Below are 16,847 nucleotides of genomic sequence, written 5' to 3'. Positions count from 1 at the left end.
GCACGAGTTCGCGCGGCGGTGTCGCGCCGGGCCTGCAGTCGGTCGAAGTGCGCGGCACGAACGACAGCAGCCGTCGCGCCGAAGCCGCGCGCGAGAAGCAGGCGGCAGCCGCGACCAGCGGTACCGGCGGCGCTGCTTCGTTCACGATCGGCGACGACGAGGCCGAAGTGCGCATCACTGCGGTCGAGGAGAACAACCAGATCCTCGTCATGGCGACGCAGAGCCAGTGGGGCATCATCCAGAGTGCGATCAAACGTCTCGACGTCGAGCCGCTGCAGGTCCAGATCGAAACCAAGATTCTCGAAGTGTCGCTCGTCGGCGATCTCGAATACGGCGTGCGCTGGTTCCTCGAAGGCCTGATCGGCACGAGCAACCAGGGCGACAACCGCTTCACCAATTCGCAGCCCGGCAATCAGCAGCGCGGCCTGTTCGGCGCCACCAACACGCCGTCGTCGAGTGGCTCGAACCTGTTCTTCTCGTTCATCAATAGCGAGATCGAAGTTGCCGTCAATGCGCTGCAGACGAGCTCGAACACGAAGACGCTGTCGGCTCCGTCGCTCGTTGTGCTCAACAACAAGGAAGCGCGCATCAACGTCGGTGACCAGATCCCGGTCGTGCAGAACTATCTGAGCGGGATCAACACCGGCACGAACACCAATACCAACACCAGCTACGGCTCGGTGCAGTTCCGCGACGTCGGCGTGATCCTCACGGTGACGCCGCGCGTGAATCCGGGCGGGCTCGTCTACATGGAAGTCTCGCAGGAAGTCAGCAAGCCGGGCGCGCAGGACGTGACCGGCAACTACAGCGTCGCCAAGCGCGAGATCGAAACCGAGATCGCCGTGCAGAGCGGACAGACCGTGCTGCTCGGCGGCCTGATCGGCGAATCGGAAGTCGCCGGCAAGGACGGTGTGCCGGGTCTCAGCCGCATTCCGATCATCGGCAACCTGTTCGGCCACACGAAGAAAAACCGCACGCGCACCGAGCTCATTGTCCTGATCACGCCGCGCGTGGTCGGCAACGCGGTGGATGCGCAGAGCATCACCGAGGAATATCAGCGTCGCTTCGAATCGCTGCCGCCGATCAAGGGCGCCGGCGGCGATACGCTGGAGAGCGCGTTCGGCGACAAGAGCGACAAGAAGAAACAGAAGTAACGAATCGGAGTACGAGAATGAAGAATCTGCAGAGCCTGGTGCTGTCGTTGTCGCTGCTCGGCCTCCTGGCCGGCTGCGCTGCTGGTCCCGGCGGCGCGAAGAAGGGCGCGGCCGTCGAAGATCGCGCCGTCGAGCGCTGGAAGCTCCTGATCGATCGCAAGGCGGCCGACGCCTACGAGTTCCTGACACCGGGTTACCGCGCAACCCATCCGAAGGATCAGTACGCCGCTTCCATGTCGACCCGGCCGGTCCTCTGGAAGAAGGTCGAACTCATGGACAAGGACTGTCCCGACGAGGACACGTGCACGGTCCGCCTCATCGTCGATTTCGAGCTGCGGATCGCCGCCGGCGTCCCCGGCCCGGTCTCAAGTACCGATGTCCAGAAGGAAAAATGGCTCCGTATCAAGGGGCAGTGGTATCACCTTCCGGCTCAATAAGCCGGCCTAAAAAGCCGGTTTTCCTGGGATTGCGTTGCCATGACCTTTGTTCTAGCATTGGCGCGCTGTTGCCCTACCATGCCCAAAAAAGGCGGGCCAAAACCGCTGTTGAGGAGCATGGTCGGTTGTATGCAAAAGCCCTGTGGTTCATTAGGAGTGTTGTGATGAAGAGAAACAATCTGACGACTTCGGTTGTCGCAGGCCTCGCCGCTTTTGCCGGCATCGCCAGCACCGCGAACGCCGTTGAGCTGAACCCGGATGGCACCGGCCAGGTTCTGGTCTATCCGTACTACACCGTCAACAAGAACCAGCAGACGATCGTGTCGGTGGTCAACACCACCAACATTGCCAAGGCTGTCAAGGTCCGCTTCCTCGAGGGTCACAACTCTCGCGAAGTCCTCGACTTCAACCTGTTCCTGTCGGAATTCGACGTGTGGACCGCGAGCGTGTTCGCGCTGTCCGACGCCGGTCTGGCTGGCGACGGCGCCGCCGTCACCACCACCGACAAGAGCTGCACGGCGCCGAACAAGGACGCGTGGACCGGCTCGCTCGGTACCGGCCGTCCGTACCAGGAGTTCCTGCCGTTCGCTTACACCGGCGTGAACGAAGATACGGGCCCGACCGACATCTCGCGTACGCGTGAAGGCCACATCGAGCTGATCTCGATGGCCGACCTCGTGAACCCGGGTACGTTCCGCACCGCCGTGACCCACACGGCCGCCGGCACCCCGGCGAACTGCGCCGTCGTCCAGGCGATCGACCCGCTGAACACCCAGCTGCTGGCTCCGACCGGCGGTCTGTTCGGCGCCGGTGGCGTCGTCAACGTCGCTCAGGGTACGTTCTACACGTACAACGCTGACGCGATCGACGGCTTCACGATCATCCCGCTGTTCTCCGACACGTCCTCGCTGACGCCGTCGCTGGCTCAGGCCAACACGGGTCTCGGCATCGCCACCGCCTACGTGTTCGGTTCGGCTGGTCAGCTGATCCAGTCCGACTACGACACGACCGGCACGCCGTCGGCCGCCATCGACGCGGTTTCGGCCGTGTTCATGTCGAGCAACCTGTTCAACGAGTACAACGTTGACGCGTCGGTCGGCTCGAACACCGACTGGGTTGTCACCTTCCCGACCAAGCGCTTCTACGTCGACAACCAGATCCTCGGCGTTGCGCTGGGCGATCCGGGCGCGATCCAGCCGTTCCGCTTCACCTTCGGTGAAGACGCTGCTGGTAACGGTGAAGGCCTGTCCTGCACCCAGATCGAAGTCGCTCAGTACGATCGTGAAGAAGGCCGTCCGGTCGGTCCGGCTCCGGGCTTCTCGCCGCCGCCTCCGGGCCAGCCGGCTTCGTCGCTGTGTAAGGAAACGAACGTCATCAGCTTCCTGAACGTCTCCACGGCTCCGACCGAGTCGGGCGTGCTGGGTTCGAAGCTGGTCACGAACGTCAAGCCGTTCGCAGCTGCTGGTTGGATGCGCCTCGGCATGAACCCGGCTGCTCAGCCGCACTTCAGCCGCGCTTCGATCGACGGCGACGTGTTCGCTGGTCTGCCGGCGACGGGCTTCGAAGCCGTCAACTACATCAATGCCAACGTGGCCCCGGGCGTGCTGTCGAACTACAGCGGCCTGTTCCGTCACCGCGCTTCGCGTGCTTGCACCAACGGCACGGCGGCTTGCTCCTGATCTATCAGGCGTAAGTGATGCAGTAGTAGTGGAGAGGGGCCTTCGGGCCCCTCTCTTTTTTTGTGACGGGCCGGTCCGAAGCTCGAGCCGTGGCCGCGATGGGGCGACGAGCCGTCGCGACTGCCGTACCTGGTTGGCGAACTTGACCGTTGCCATGCCGACGTATTCGCGCATTTGCGACCACGGTCAGCGCGCGCCGACCGCCCAAAGCAGCCCTGCGATGCAATTTAATATACAAGGCAACTTGTGTTGCGGCTGGTGCCTGCGGCCGACAATGGGCCGCCGGAACGGCGATTTTGGCCGTTTTCAGCTGGTTTAGCCGATTCCCGCGCCGGTCTGCCGGCGTCTGGTGCCGTTCACTTGCAACTTGATTTAACGAAGGGTTTGCACGCAAGGGCAGATCAGGCGCTAAAATTCGACCGCTCTCATCTGAATTGGAACTTGTCAATGCCTGCATTGCGCCTGCCAGCCGCCGCGCTGTTGTTCACGATCGCGGTTGCCTCCGGTTCTGCGAATGCGCAGACGACGCTGCGGCTCACCTGGACGTCGCCCAGCGGACCGAAAGTCTGCGAGTACACGACGAACGCCGACGGCGTGACCATGGATCCGACGACCGGCGCGTTGCTCGCGACGGGCGCGTTCGCGGGCGCTGACTGTCCGACCGCGACGCCGGTTTCCGACCCCGTCATCACGAACGGCATCACGTCGGCAGACATTCCGACCAGCACGACGACGGGCGCCACGCATACGATTACCTGGACGGCCAGTGCCGACAGCTGCAGTTATGCGGGCAGCGTCACGCCGGCTACCATTTCGAACTGGCCGCTGAGCGGTAATGTCTGTGCCAATGCGGCGGCGTGCGCCGCAGGGGCGAGCGTTCCGGTCACGATTCCGGCCACGGTCGGCAACTACAAGTTCCAACTGAGCTGCACGAAGATCGGGTCCAGCGTCACGGCCGTGTCGGCCCAGGACGTCGCGGTCACGACCGGCGGCGGCGGCGGCGATACCTGCGTCAACAACGCGGGCATCACGCGCCAGACCTTTGGCCGAGTTCAGTACAACAATCTCGACGCGCGCGATACCGACCTGACGCTGTTCGAAAACGTGTTCGGTCATAACCCGGCCGGTGCGAACCGCCCGTTCCCGGGCACGGCGAACATCAACCAGCGCATCATGATCCAGCGCAATCAGTACGTGGCGCTGAAGTTCACGGTGCCGTCGAACTTCCCGCCTGGCATGGCCGGTCAGTTCCGCTTCGAGGAAACGCAGCCCCAGACGCTGCGCATGTCCTACACGATCAGCAAGACCTGCGGTGATTTCTCGCAGGTCGCTCAGGCGCCGCTGACGGTCAAGTGCATCGTCGACAACGGCCAGGTCAACAGCGTGCTGCTCTGGGCCTACCAGCCGAGCGCGACGAATGCCTGCCAGCTCGTGCCGGGTGAAACCTACTATATGAACATCATCCAGGCTCCGCTGAGCACGCTGACGAATTCCGGTTGCTCGGGCACCTGCGGCAACACGATCCAGAACATGAAGATCCAGGGCACCGGCTGGCCCACCGTCATCGATCAGATCGATTGACGAAACGACGAACCGCGCCGGCAGGCGCGGTTCGTCGTTCCGGGCGCGGCAAGGAACTCGCACGCCGCGTCACGGTCCATCGAAATCCTCGTTTCGGAGGGCGCGCTATTGGCGCGCCCCCTTTCTTTTTTAGGGATATTCAATGCGTAACATGATACTTGCTGCCGGACTGCTCGCGTCCGCCGTCGCCGGTGCGGCCGGCAACCCGGATGCGGACACCCTCGTCGTGTCTCAGGGCGTTGCCCGCGTCACGCTCGGCGACGTCGATGCCTACGTGCACCGTATTCCGGAGACCGACCGCAAGGGCTTCGTCGCCAAGCCCGAGCGCATCGAAACCATGCTGCGCAACATGCTGCTCGACAAGCAGCTCGCCGATGAGGCGCTCAAGCTCGGCCTGGACAAGGATCCGATCGTGCAGCAGCAGATCGCGCTGGCGACCGAGAACGCGCTGTCGCGCGCGCGGATGGAAAAGTTCCGCGCATCGCTGAAAGCGCCGGATTTCTCCGAGCAGGCGCAGGAGGACTATCTGGCGAACAAGAAGAAGTACACGATTCCCAAGCGCTACGACGTCAAGCACATCCTGTTCGACATCAAGTCGCGTACACCGGATCAGGCGGCCGCGCTCGCGAACGAGACCGCAGCGAAGCTTGCGAAGGATCCGTCGCAGTTCGACAGCCTCGTCGAATCGCTGTCCGACGACCAGAGCAAGAAAGACAACCATGGCCTCATCGAGAACGCCGCGTCGGAAAGCTTCGTCGCGCCGTTCGCCGACGCCGCGCGCAGACTCGAAAACATCGGCGACATCTCGCCGCCGGTCCGCACGGTGTTCGGCTATCACATTCTCAAACTCGTCAGCACCGCGCCCGAACAGCTGCAGCCCTACGAGAAGGTTCGCGAATCGATCATTTCGCGCCTCCAGGCCGAGTGGATGGAAGCAAGGATCCGCGAGAAGATCGACGGCCTGCGCAACGAAACGATGAATCCGCAGCCGGAAGTGCTCGCGACGCTGCGCGAGCGCTACGGCAAGATCGAAGAGCCGCCGGCCGGTCCGGCGGCCAGCGAACCGGTCAAACAGCCCTGATCGCAAGGCCCGCGCGACGCTGCGTCGCGCGGGCCGCGCTATCGCCGCGCCGCCGCCGGGCCTCGTGACGACGTCATTCGCCGCCCGTCTGGTCCCGACTCTGGGGCTGGCGCTGCAGCTCGCACGCCGCGATCTGCGCAATCGGTATCTCGGCAGCTTCAGCGGCGGCGCCTGGGCGCTGCTGCAGCCGCTCGTGCAGCTGGCAGTTTACACGTTTGTATTCGGATACATTTTTCGGCAGCGCCTGCCCGGTGCCGACGCGCCGGGCTACGTGCCGTTTCTCGTCGTCGTGCTCTGGCCCTGGACCGCATTCGCCGAAGCCGTCAGTCGTGCGACGACGGCGATTCAGGACAATGCGAGCCTGATCGGCAAGGTCGCGCTGCCGCGGGCGGCACTCGTGTTCGCGCCGGTCATCGCATCGTTCGCGATACACGGCATCGGCTACCTCGGCCTGTTGCTGATCCTGCTGATCGTCGGTGCGGGTATCGCGCCGTCAGGCCTGATCCTGATGCTGCCTGCGCTCGCGCTGCTGTTCCTGTTCGCGCTCGGACTGGCGCTGCTGCTGTCGGCGCTGCAGGTATTCGTCCGCGACATCGCGCCGGCACTGCCGCAGCTGCTCATGCTCTGGATGTTCCTGTCGCCGGTGTTCTACGGACGCTACGTCATGCCCGAAACCGTACGGCCGTGGTTCGACGCGAATCCGATGACGGGCTTCGCCGAGTACCTGCGCTACGCGCTGCTCGGGACGCCACCGCCGGGCATGGTCGCGCTCGCAGTCAGCGTGACCGCGGTCGCGCTCGCGCTGTCCGCCGGCCTGTTCACATTCCGGCGCCTGCAGCGGCATTTCGAGGATTTTCTGTGAACGTCCTGGTCCGCGCACAGGGACTCGGCAAAAGCTACCCGCGCGTTTTTCGCCGCAGCGACCGGTTGCGCGCGCTGCTCGGCCTGCTCGCGGGACGAGCCTCGGGCGAGCTGACGCCGGTACTGCGGGACGTGGATCTCGCTGTTCCGCGCGGACAGTCGCTCGGCCTGATCGGCGACAACGGTGCGGGCAAGTCGACCTTGCTGAAACTGCTGACCGGCGTGCTGACGCCGACCCACGGCAGCGTCAGCGTCAACGGCCGCGTCGGTGCGCTGCTCGAACTCGGCGCGGGCTTCCATCCCGAGTACAGCGGTCGCGACAACATCGCTATGGCGGCCACGCTGCAAGGATTTTCCGCCGACGAACTCGCCGAGCGACTGGGCGACATCATCGCGTTCGCCGACATCGGCCGCTACATCGACGAGCCGGTCAAGCACTATTCCTCAGGCATGGTCGTGCGCCTCGGCTTCGCGATCGTCGCGGCAACGCGCCCGGACCTGCTGATCACCGACGAGGTTCTCGCCGTCGGCGACGAGTCGTTCCAGAAAAAATGCATCCGCTGGATGGAGGACTATCTGGAACAGGGCGGCACGCTGATCCTCGTGTCGCACAGCATGTACCACATCCAGAAGTTGTGCCGGCAGGCGCTGTGGCTGCGCGAAGGTCGCGTGCAGGCCAGCGGCGACGTGTTCGAGGTGACGCAGGCCTATCTCGCGTACCACGAGCGCAAGTCCTCGGGCGAACCGGCGCGCGCGCGCGACATCGAGGCCGTGCGCGGGCTCGAGTTCCATGTGCGCTGCATGCGCGTGAACGGCGAAGAGGCCGAAACGCTGCCCGCGCTCGATCAGGGCGCCGCGCTCGTCATCGAAGCGACGATCGCCTCGCGCGACGGCCGCGTTCCGGTCGTCAACATCGGCATCGCACGCGCCGACGGCACGCCGGTCTACGGCGTCAGCAGCGACATGGACGGCGTGCAGCCGGCGCCGCTGCCGGGCGGCGATTTCCGCATCGTGCTGAACATCGCCGAGCTTCCGCTGCTGCCCGGCAGCTATACCGTGCGCGTGCACCCGCTCGACAGCGAAGGCATGCGGCTGTTCGATACGGTCGAGCGCACCGTGACCGTGAAGGGACGCAGCTCCGAATCGGGGCTGGTGCGCCTGGCGCACGTCTGGGAACATGCCGCCCCTCTGAGCAGGAGCCGCAGCGAATGAGCGCTGGCACAGCCCTCGAATTCACCGGCGAACGCTTCACGCCCGAATGCGTTCGCGAGATCTGGTACGAGCACTGGCACCGCTACGCGCTGGTGCGGGCATGGGCTGGCGGCAAGCGCGTGCTCGACGCCGCCTGCGGCGAGGGCTACGGCAGCGCGCTGCTTGCGCAGGTCGCCGGCTCCGTGCTCGGCCTCGACGTCGACCCGGCCGCCGTCGCGCACGCGCGTGCGCGCTATGCCGATACCGCAAACCTGCATTTCGACGAAGCCGACGCCACGCGGCTTTCGCTGCCGGCCGGCGGCTTCGACCTCGTCGTGTCGTTCGAAACGCTCGAACACGTCGAGGCCCAGGACGCGCTGCTCGACGGCCTCTGCCACGCGCTCGCCGACGACGGCCTGCTCGTGATCTCCTCGCCGGACAAGGCGACCTACAGCGACGCGGCCGGCTTCCGCAACGAATACCACGTGCGCGAGCTGTATCGCGACGAATTCGAGGCATTGCTGCGCCGCCGGTTCGGCCATGTGCGGCTGTACGCGCAGCGCCTGCTGTTCCAGTCGGCAATCTGGACGATCGATCCGCCGTCGCTCGATGCGCCGGGCCAGTACGCGACCGCCGGCGACGACGGCAGCGTCGAAAGCGGACTCGGCTACGCGCCGATGTACTACATCGCGGTCTGTTCGCGGAATCCGCTGCCCGACCTGCCCGCCGCGTCCTGGTTCGGCGACCGCGACGAATCGCTCTATCGGCACTACAATCACGAAATCCGCAAGAACATGGCTGCCGGGGCGCGCATCGCCGAACTCGAAGCGCAGCTCGAGGCGGCGTTGCAACGCGAGCGCGCCGCCGCCGATGCGCTGAAGCGCGCGGCCGAAGCGGTCCGGCGTCCCTGGTGGCGCCGCTGGGGCGGCGGCGCGGACTGACGCCGCCCGCGGCGCGACACGCCATCACGATCTCGATTCGCGCGCAGCCCGCGGAGCTGCGCGCCGGTTCCGTCAAAGGCAACAGGCTTCATGAGCAACAACCTGCAGTACCAGTACACCTTCGACGCGACGCCGGCGCCGGCAGCGCCCGTGCGACCCGACCCGAACGCGCCGCTGTTCGCATCCGAAGATGCCGTCGTCGCGTCGCTGTCGAACAGCGAATGCGTGTTCCAGGTCAAGCGCACCGGCGACGCGCACGTGATGACGTTCCAGGTGCTGCAGGCGCTGGACCAATGCCGCGAGTTCCGCACGCTCGACGAACACGTCGCGCGCATCCAGAGCACGATTCCGGGTCTCGAACACCAGCGCGAGGCGGTCACGCGCGTGCTGCAAAGCCTGATCGAACGCGATCTGCTGATCTCCGACGCACGCTTCACCGAACGGCTGGCCGGCGCCGCGTCTGCCGCCCCGGCACCGCTGCGCGCGATCTTCGTGCGCGCCTGCGATCGTCCGGCGCAGCTCGAACGGCTGCTCGCATCGATCGCCGACTACGAACGCCGTCACCGCGCCGGCCGGCACTACGTCGTCCTCGATGACTCCGTGCTCGCCGCGAACATCGACCGTCATCGCGATCTGCTGCGCGAATTCGCGCGCACGATCGGCTGCAAGGTCACCTACGTGGGCCCCGCCGAGCGCCAGCGCCTGTACGAGCGCCTCGCCAAGGCTGCGCCGCAGAGCGAGGCGGCCCTGCAGCGAATGCTGCTGCCGCAGCCCGGCGCGACGCGTTTCGGCGGCGGCCGCAGCTGGAATCTCGCGCTGCTGCTGTCGGCCGGCGGCCGTTTCGTGTTGTTCGATGACGACCAGCGCCTGCCGCTGCGCCACCACGAGCTGGCCCAGGGCGGCCTCGATCTCAATCCGACTCAACTGCCGTTCGCGCGCTTCTACCGGAACATGGAGGAAGCTCTCGCCGCCGGCGAGGAAATCGCCGGCGACCCGATCAACCTGCATCTGGACGTCTGCGGCCTCGGCCTCGGCGATCTCGTCGGGCGCAGCGAGTACGGCCTCAATCGCGAATCGCTGCGCGGGCTCAATCTCGCGCGCCTCGCGCATCTGGGCAGCGACACGCGCGTGCTCGCGACGCAGCAGGGCACTTACGGCAGCGCGCGATCGGAAAGCGCGGCCTGGATCTATCACCTCGATGCCGCCGGCCGCGCCGATCTCTGCTCAAGCCGCGACGCCTACATGAGCAACATCGAGGCGCAGTTCATCTGGCAGGGCACGAATCGCGCGCGCCTGTCGTCCATCTCGTGGTTCACGCCGTTCGCGTTCGACAACAGCCAGCTGCTGCCGTGCACGAACGCAGTCGGCCGCGGCGAGGATGCGCTGTTTTCGGCCGCCGCGCATTTCTGCCATCCCGACGCACTCGTGCTCGAACTGCCGGTCGCCGTCGGTCATCTGCAGGAGCAGTCGCGGCGGCGCTCGACGCGCTCGCTGCAGGCGAGCACGCCGCGCGTCAATCATTTCGCGACCGACTACATCCAGCGTCAGTTCGGCAACTTCCTCGCCAGCGACGCGGCGCAGCGGCTCGGACTGCTCGCCGACATCTTCCGCGACCTTGCCGGCGCCGGCGAGCCGGCGCGCGTCACGCATCTGCGCGAATACCTCAACTATGTGCGCGCCGACGCGATCGAACGGCTGCAGCAGCAGTTCGAGACCGCGACCGACGCACCGGTCTACTGGCAGGCCGACGTGCGCAGCATCATCGATGCGAACGGCCGCGCGCTGATCGCCAAGGCGCCGCCGCGTCTGGGCGACTGGAGCGAGGAATTCGATGCCGCGGGCTGCGCGCGCGCGCTGCGTGAAGAACTCGGCGACCTCGCCGACAACTACGACGCCTGGCCGCGTCTCTGGGATTACGCGCGCGACGCCGGCGACAAGCTGCTGGCCGGCGTCTGACCCGCCGCACGTCATGACGACGCCGTCCCTGACCAGCGTCGTCGTCGTCACCGCCGACAGTGGTCCGGGCATCGTAGACGCGATGCGCCGCGTGCTCGGCAGCGATGTTCCCGTCGAACTGCTCGTCAGCGACAACGCGAGCACCGACGGCAGCATCGAGCGCGTGGCTGCGGCGTTCGACGGCGACGCCCGTGTCCGCATTCTCCATAACGGGAAAAATCTCGGATTCGGCGCCGGTGTCAACCGCGCCGCTGCGCTGGCGCGCGGCGATGGTCTGCTCGTGCTGAACCCCGATTGCCTCGTGGAACCGGACACGATCGCGCGCCTGCGCGCGCATGCGGCGACCATCGCCAATCTCGGCGTGCTCGGCGTCCGCATCCTGCATCCGGACCGCAGCGACGAAGCCGCGTCGCTGCGCCGCGATCCGACCTTGCGCCGCAGCCTCGCCACGCTCAGCGGACTGTCGGGCGCACGCGAAGGTGTCGACCTGCCGCTCGACGCACGGACGCGCGGCGAGGATCAGCCGGCCGAAGCCGTGTCGGGGGCGCTGATGTTCCTGCCGCGCACCGCGTTCGACGCGGTCGGCGGCTTCGACGAAGGCTATTTCCTGCACTGCGAGGATCTGGACCTTTGCCGCCGGCTGCGTGACGCCGGCTACGGCGTCCGCTACGCCGGATCCATCGCGGTCGTGCACGGCAAGGGCGGTTCGAGCCGCCATCGGCCCGTGTTCGTGGCTTGGCACAAGCATCGCGGGATGTGGCGCTGGTTCCGCCGCTTCGATCCGGCCGCGCGCAATCCATTGCTGCGCGGCATCGTGTTTGTCGGGCTGTGGTCGCGCTTCGCGGTGCTCGCCCCACTGCTGCTCTGGCGCCGATGGCGCCGCGCGGGGTAGGGGCCCGTGGCCTACCAGTGCTCGCCGAGCACGGCGGGCACGTAGCGCGCGCCGCGCGACGCGACGAGCCGCTGATAGATCCGCCCGTCGGATTCCGGGGACTTGTCGTACCAGCCGCCGATCTCGCGCCACAGCGAGGTCTTGATGACGACCTGCAGGCAGTCGATCAGGCCGAGCGCCGCCGGCATGCCTGTATAGAGCAGCCCGGTGTCGGTCCAGTTCGAATTGCGGTAGAGCGAACCGCGGCCCGAGAAGCTCATGCCGCGCATGAAGATCGCGAAGATCAGGATTTCCGGATTCTGGGTCATTTCCGGCGTGTGTCCGGGACGAATCGGCAATTGCCGCCACTCGTCGACGACGCGCAGTGCATTCGGATACAGCACGTTGTCGGGATTGAAATGGACGATGTAGTCGCCGCGGGCGTCGTTGATGCCGCGGTCGCGCAACGAATGGCCCCAGTCGTCGTGGCGTTCATCGGTGACCTGGGTGCGCAGGCGCTCGCCGAAGCCGAAGCCGGTGACGTCGGGCAGCGCGCGCGACAGCGGACCGTCGTGGTACAGCAGGATCTCGAAGTCCTGGAACGTCTGTGCCGCGAGACTGCGCATCCCGCGCAGGAAATGTTCGTCGCTGACGCTGCCGTCGTAGTGCGGCACGACGACACTGAAACGCGGTTGGACCATCTTTGCTTTCCTTCGCGACGGACACGATCACACGACCTATCGCAAAAGCGATGCAGACGTGATCGGGTCCGGGATCGAGCAACGCATCGCGCCGTCGCGGCGCGATGCGTTGCCGACTATAGGAAGCGAAAGACAGGAAATCTACAGCTATCTTCGTACGAAGGCGTATCTAAAAAAAGTTTCACGCAAGCTTCTTGTAGCGCACGCGATGCGGCTTGGCAGCTTCGTCGCCGAGGCGGCGCTTCTTGTCTTCTTCGTATTCGCGGTAGTTGCCCGTGAAGAACTCCACGTGCGAATCGCCTTCGAACGCGAGGATGTGCGTCGCGATGCGATCGAGGAACCAGCGGTCGTGCGAGATGACCATCGCGCAGCCCGGGAATTCCAGCAGCGCTTCTTCGAGCGCGCGCAGCGTTTCGACGTCGAGGTCGTTGGACGGTTCGTCGAGCAGCAGCACGTTGCCGCCCTGCATCAGCGTCTTGGCCAGATGCAGGCGACCGCGTTCGCCGCCCGAGAGCTGGCCGACGATCTTCTGCTGGTCCTGGCCCTTGAAGTTGAAGCGCCCGATGTAGGCGCGCGACGGCGTCTGGTACTTGCCGACCGTGATCATGTCGGAGCCGCCCGAGACTTCCTGCCATACGGTGTTGGTGCTGCCAAGGCTTTCGCGCGACTGGTCGACGTATGCGAGCTGGACCGTCTGGCCGATCGCGATCTCGCCCTTGTCGGGCTTCTCGACGCCGGTCAGCAGCTTGAAGAACGTCGACTTGCCGGCGCCGTTCGGGCCGATGATGCCGACGATCGCGCCCGGCGGCACGCGGAACGACAGATCGTCGATCAGCAGGCGGTCGCCGAACGCCTTGGAGACGTGCTTGAACTCGATGACCATGTCGCCGAGGCGTTCGCCCGGCGGAATGTAGATTTCGTTGGTTTCGTTGCGTGCCTGATACTCGACCGAGTTCAGTTCCTCGAAGCGGTTGAGTCGCGCCTTGCCCTTGGACTGGCGGCCCTTCGCATTCTGGCGCACCCATTCGAGTTCGCGCTGGATCGCCTTCTGGCGCGACTTCTCCTGCTGCGCTTCCTGCTTCAGGCGCTCGTCCTTCTGTTCGAGCCAGGACGTGTAGTTGCCCTTCCACGGAATACCGCGGCCGCGGTCGAGTTCCAGAATCCACTCTGCGGCATTGTCCAGGAAGTAGCGGTCATGCGTGACCGCGACGACGGTGCCTGGGAAGTCGGCGAGGAACTGTTCGAGCCACTCGACCGATTCCGCATCGAGATGGTTGGTCGGTTCGTCGAGCAGCAGCATGTCGGGCTTGGACAGCAGCAGGCGGCACAGCGCGACGCGGCGCTTCTCGCCGCCCGACAGATTGCCGATCTTCGCGTCCCACTCGGCCAGGCGCAGCGCGTCGGCGGCGACTTCGAGCTGGCGCTCCAGCGTGTGCGCATCGTTCGCGGCGAGAATGTTCTCGAGCCGCTGCTGCTCGGCGGCGAGCTTGTCGAAATCCGCACCTTCCTCGCCGTAGGCCGCATAGACCTCGTCGAGGCGCTGCTGCGCATGGAGGATCTCCGAGACGCCTTCCTCGACGCACTCGCGCACGGTCTTGTTCGGATCGAGTTCGGGTTCCTGCGGCAGGTAGCCGACCTTGAGCTCAGGCTGCGGGCGCGCCTCGCCGACGAAATCCTTGTCGACGCCGGCCATGATGCGCAGGACCGTGGATTTGCCCGAACCGTTGAGGCCGAGCAGGCCGATCTTGGCGCCGGGGAAGAACGACAGCGAGATGTCCTTGATGATCTCGCGCTTCGGGGGCACGACCTTGCTGACCCCGATCATGGTGTAGACGTACTGCATGGGAATGCGTTCCGAAGGCGGAAAAGTCCGCGATTATCGTCGATTGCACCGCCTCGCGGCCAGCTTTGCGGTTCAGTCCGGCAGTGCGGGGCCGAGCCAGTGGCCGATCCAGTCGAAGATGGGCTCGATGAGCGTTTCCTCGGCGCAATACATCGTTCCCGGTCGATACGCCGCGCACGGCGTCGTGGGCGCCAGGTCCGGAAACTTTTGAATGAACCGTTGCGCATAGTGCTGCCACGACCCCGCGAAGTTTCCTCCCGAGGCGTGCCACAGCAGCAGATCGAGCGCGACGGCGCAGCGCAACCCGGCGCGGTGCGCGCGCCAGCTCAGGTCGAGGTCGTAGAAATGGAAGCCGTCGAAGGTCTGCGAATCGAAACCGAGTTCGAGCAGCGCCGCGCGGCGGCCCGCGAGGAACAGGCCGTCGAGCGCCTGCGCACCGTCGATGACGACGCCGCGCGAACCGAGCAGGCCGAGCAGCCAGCCGGTGTTGAGCGGTTCGCAGACCCACGACGCTGTGTGCGGCGGACCCGACCAGAACCATTTCGGCCCGGTCAGCCGATCCGTTCCGGCGGCGCCGACGAGGTCGTGCGTGGCGAGCCGTTCGCGCAGTCGCGCCGCGAAACGCCGGGTGAGGATGCCGATGTCGTCATGGCACAGCACGACGAGCTCGCCGCGCGAGCGGGCAAGACCGCGACCGTAGCCGTCGTTGAGCGAGCGTGCGTCCTCGACGTGGACGAGCTCCCAGTCCTCGCCGGCCAGTTCGCGGTCGAGGTCGACGCGCAGTCGTGCGAGACGCGCCGGATCGATGCTGCAGACGACGATCGAGATCGCGCCGCTCGCGCGCGCAGCCGGAGGCGGCCGCGGTGCGCTCTGGCCGCGACCCACTAGCCGCGCCGCGCATTCGAGCAGCCCCTGCGCGGCGAGTGGCTGAGCCGGATCGGCGCGCCATGCGTCGCGCAGGTGTTGCGCCGCGAGCATCCAGTTGCCGCCGCGGCCTGCAGCCACGCCATGCTGCAGCGCCTGCGCGGCGCGTGCGCGATCCGCGGCGGCCGGCTCAGTCATGACCCGGCGGCTGCACGTGGCGCAGGAAATCCGCGAACGCGGTTGCGACCTCGGCGTCGTCAAACAGCTGTCGCTTTCGCTCGCCGATCGCCAGCGACAGCGCCTCGCGGCGCTCGGGCGATCCGGCCAGCGCGATCGCGCGCGCGACGAACTCGTCGGCCGACGGCGCGACGAGTTCGTCCATGCCGAGCCGCCGCAGCATCGCCGCACTCTGGCGGCCGCGCATGCAGACACCGGGCAGCGTCAGCCACGGGCGCTGCTGCCACAGCGCGTCGAGCGTCGTGATGCCGCCGGAAAATCCGATCGTGTCGAGCATCAGGTCGGCGTCGGCCAGCACCTGCCGATAGGCCTCCGCGCTCAGCGTCGGATGGATGCGCACGCGCGCCGGATCGATGTCGAACGCGGCGAGATTGCGATGCACGCGCTGGCGGAAGCCCTCGAGCTGCTCGGCCGACGCGGCCGGCATAAAGTCGATGGTCGCCGCCGGCGCGCCGGCGAGAATGCGGCCGAACAGCGCGTCGTGCTGCGGATGCAACTTGTGCAGGTTTTGCGCGCAGACGAGGCGCGTGCCGCGCGTGCCGGCGCTGCGCGGCAGGACCGGTTCCGCCGGCGTCGCGAAGCAGCCGCCGAGGCGCGGCAGGCGCACGAGCGTCTCGCTGTAGTGTCCGGCCGCGTCGTCGGGTTCGGCGTCCTGCGCCGACACGAAATAGTCGATCGTGCCGGCGCCGCTCGTGACCGGATGCGCCCAGGTCGACACCTGCACCGGCGCGTGGCGCAGCGCGGCGAGACACTGGTTCACGACATCGAGACCGAGGTCGAGGAACACGAGCACGTCGAGGTCGGCTTCGCGCAGGCGCGCCGCCCAGGTCGCGAAGCGCTCGACGCCTCCGGCGTAGCGGTCGGCACGCGCGCGAAAGCGCTGCGTCATCGCGTCGTCGCGCGGGCCGGTATGAAATACGTGCAGTTCGATGTCGTCGCGCGGCAGCGCCAATAGCGCGCCGGCCCAGGCGCGCGTCACCGAGTGCTGGTGCAGGCAGCTCGACACGATGCCGACGCGCCGCCGCCTGCGCACGATGCGGCGTGACGCCATGTCGACGAAGGCGTCGCCGGTCGCGCGACCGAGCAGCCTGCGCACGAGCGCCGCGTGGCGGCGATGCAGATCGACGAGTGCGCCGTCCTGGTAGGCCAGCGCGAAGCTCGTCACGCTGCCGAGGATGCGCTGCGCCGCCGCGGGGTCGACATCGTCGTGCTCGAACGCGGTCAGACCGCGCTCGAAATCCGCGAGCCAGCCTGCGCGTTCGTCCGCATCGCGAAAGCAGGGCAGGGCCGGCAGATGGAATTCGATCCAGTGGGCGAGGCGGTCCTGCGGAGCGATCGTGCGCAAACGCCGGAAGCACTCGACGGCCGCCGCCGTGCGCTGTGCGCCGATCAGGGCGAGACCGAGCTGCTCGAGCGCGGCGGGCGAGTCCGGCTGCAGCGCGAGCAGCCG

The 16,847-nt window shown here is 66.6% G+C and carries 14 protein-coding genes; 10 read left to right on the top strand and 4 right to left on the bottom strand.

Annotated features, from left to right (window positions below):
* From VLF18_RS00650 to VLF18_RS00605, 10 genes are all read left to right on the top strand, one after another.
* Positions 1-1,154: type II secretion system protein GspD (locus tag VLF18_RS00650; protein WP_414717166.1), on the top strand; the 1,154-nt coding region annotated here is incomplete at its 5' end.
* 17 nt (positions 1,155-1,171) lie between these two features.
* Positions 1,172-1,591, top strand: a complete 420-nt coding sequence (locus tag VLF18_RS00645) for a hypothetical protein (RefSeq protein WP_325277679.1) — start codon at positions 1,172-1,174, stop codon at positions 1,589-1,591.
* Positions 1,592-1,716: 125 nt separating this feature from the next.
* Positions 1,717-3,270, top strand: coding sequence for a hypothetical protein (locus VLF18_RS00640; RefSeq protein WP_325277678.1), 1,554 nt, complete (start codon positions 1,717-1,719; stop codon positions 3,268-3,270).
* A 447-nt stretch (positions 3,271-3,717) separates the two neighbouring features.
* Positions 3,718-4,851 carry a hypothetical protein gene (locus tag VLF18_RS00635; RefSeq protein WP_325277677.1) on the top strand — a complete coding sequence of 378 codons (1,134 nt, stop codon included), beginning with the start codon at positions 3,718-3,720 and terminating at the stop codon, positions 4,849-4,851.
* Positions 4,852-4,993: 142 nt separating this feature from the next.
* Positions 4,994-5,932, top strand: a complete 939-nt coding sequence (locus VLF18_RS00630) for a peptidylprolyl isomerase (RefSeq protein WP_325277676.1) — start codon at positions 4,994-4,996, stop codon at positions 5,930-5,932.
* 64 nt (positions 5,933-5,996) lie between these two features.
* Positions 5,997-6,794 (top strand): ABC transporter permease, encoded by a 798-nt coding sequence (locus tag VLF18_RS00625; protein ID WP_325277675.1) that lies wholly within the window; start codon positions 5,997-5,999, stop codon positions 6,792-6,794.
* On the top strand, positions 6,791-8,005 hold the full coding sequence (locus tag VLF18_RS00620) for an ABC transporter ATP-binding protein (protein ID WP_325277674.1): 1,215 nt from the start codon (positions 6,791-6,793) through the stop codon (positions 8,003-8,005). Before VLF18_RS00625 ends, VLF18_RS00620 begins: the two co-directional genes overlap by 4 nt.
* Positions 8,002-8,925 (top strand): class I SAM-dependent methyltransferase, encoded by a 924-nt coding sequence (locus tag VLF18_RS00615; protein ID WP_325277673.1) that lies wholly within the window; start codon positions 8,002-8,004, stop codon positions 8,923-8,925. Before VLF18_RS00620 ends, VLF18_RS00615 begins: the two co-directional genes overlap by 4 nt.
* A gap of 90 nt (positions 8,926-9,015) precedes the next feature.
* Complete coding sequence (locus VLF18_RS00610) at positions 9,016-10,881, top strand: hypothetical protein (RefSeq protein WP_325277672.1); 1,866 nt, start codon at positions 9,016-9,018, stop codon at positions 10,879-10,881.
* A 13-nt stretch (positions 10,882-10,894) separates the two neighbouring features.
* Positions 10,895-11,773, top strand: a complete 879-nt coding sequence (locus VLF18_RS00605) for a glycosyltransferase family 2 protein (RefSeq protein ID WP_325277671.1) — start codon at positions 10,895-10,897, stop codon at positions 11,771-11,773.
* 11 nt (positions 11,774-11,784) lie between these two features.
* Here the strand turns inward: VLF18_RS00605 and VLF18_RS00600 are convergent, their stop codons facing one another.
* The 4 genes from VLF18_RS00600 to VLF18_RS00585 all read right to left on the bottom strand — a co-directional run.
* Positions 11,785-12,453 (bottom strand): glycosyltransferase family A protein, encoded by a 669-nt coding sequence (locus VLF18_RS00600; protein WP_325277670.1) that lies wholly within the window; start codon positions 12,451-12,453, stop codon positions 11,785-11,787.
* A gap of 181 nt (positions 12,454-12,634) precedes the next feature.
* A complete protein-coding gene (gene ettA / locus VLF18_RS00595) occupies positions 12,635-14,296 on the bottom strand; it encodes an energy-dependent translational throttle protein EttA (RefSeq protein ID WP_325277669.1) in 1,662 nt (553 codons plus the stop codon).
* A gap of 72 nt (positions 14,297-14,368) precedes the next feature.
* Complete coding sequence (locus tag VLF18_RS00590) at positions 14,369-15,358, bottom strand: glycosyltransferase (RefSeq protein ID WP_325277668.1); 990 nt, start codon at positions 15,356-15,358, stop codon at positions 14,369-14,371.
* Positions 15,351-16,847 (bottom strand): hypothetical protein (locus VLF18_RS00585; protein WP_325277667.1); only part of this gene is annotated, 1,497 nt, incomplete at its 5' end. The genes VLF18_RS00585 and VLF18_RS00590, both read right to left, overlap by 8 nt.

This window comes from Tahibacter sp., from assembly GCF_035481375.1.
Classification (GTDB): Bacteria; Pseudomonadota; Gammaproteobacteria; order Xanthomonadales; family Rhodanobacteraceae; genus Tahibacter.
This window is presented reverse-complemented; position numbering and strand designations above follow the sequence as displayed.

Coding starts and splice junctions, on each gene's coding strand:
- VLF18_RS00590 (WP_325277668.1), bottom strand. CDS start 15,358: ATGACTGAGCCGGCCGCCGCGGATCGCGCACGCGCCGCGCAGGCGCTG.
- VLF18_RS00605 (WP_325277671.1), top strand. CDS start 10,895: ATGACGACGCCGTCCCTGACCAGCGTCGTCGTCGTCACCGCCGACAGT.
- VLF18_RS00600 (WP_325277670.1), bottom strand. CDS start 12,453: ATGGTCCAACCGCGTTTCAGTGTCGTCGTGCCGCACTACGACGGCAGC.
- VLF18_RS00630 (WP_325277676.1), top strand. CDS start 4,994: ATGCGTAACATGATACTTGCTGCCGGACTGCTCGCGTCCGCCGTCGCC.
- ettA (WP_325277669.1), bottom strand. CDS start 14,296: ATGCAGTACGTCTACACCATGATCGGGGTCAGCAAGGTCGTGCCCCCG.
- VLF18_RS00610 (WP_325277672.1), top strand. CDS start 9,016: ATGAGCAACAACCTGCAGTACCAGTACACCTTCGACGCGACGCCGGCG.
- VLF18_RS00645 (WP_325277679.1), top strand. CDS start 1,172: ATGAAGAATCTGCAGAGCCTGGTGCTGTCGTTGTCGCTGCTCGGCCTC.
- VLF18_RS00615 (WP_325277673.1), top strand. CDS start 8,002: ATGAGCGCTGGCACAGCCCTCGAATTCACCGGCGAACGCTTCACGCCC.
- VLF18_RS00635 (WP_325277677.1), top strand. CDS start 3,718: ATGCCTGCATTGCGCCTGCCAGCCGCCGCGCTGTTGTTCACGATCGCG.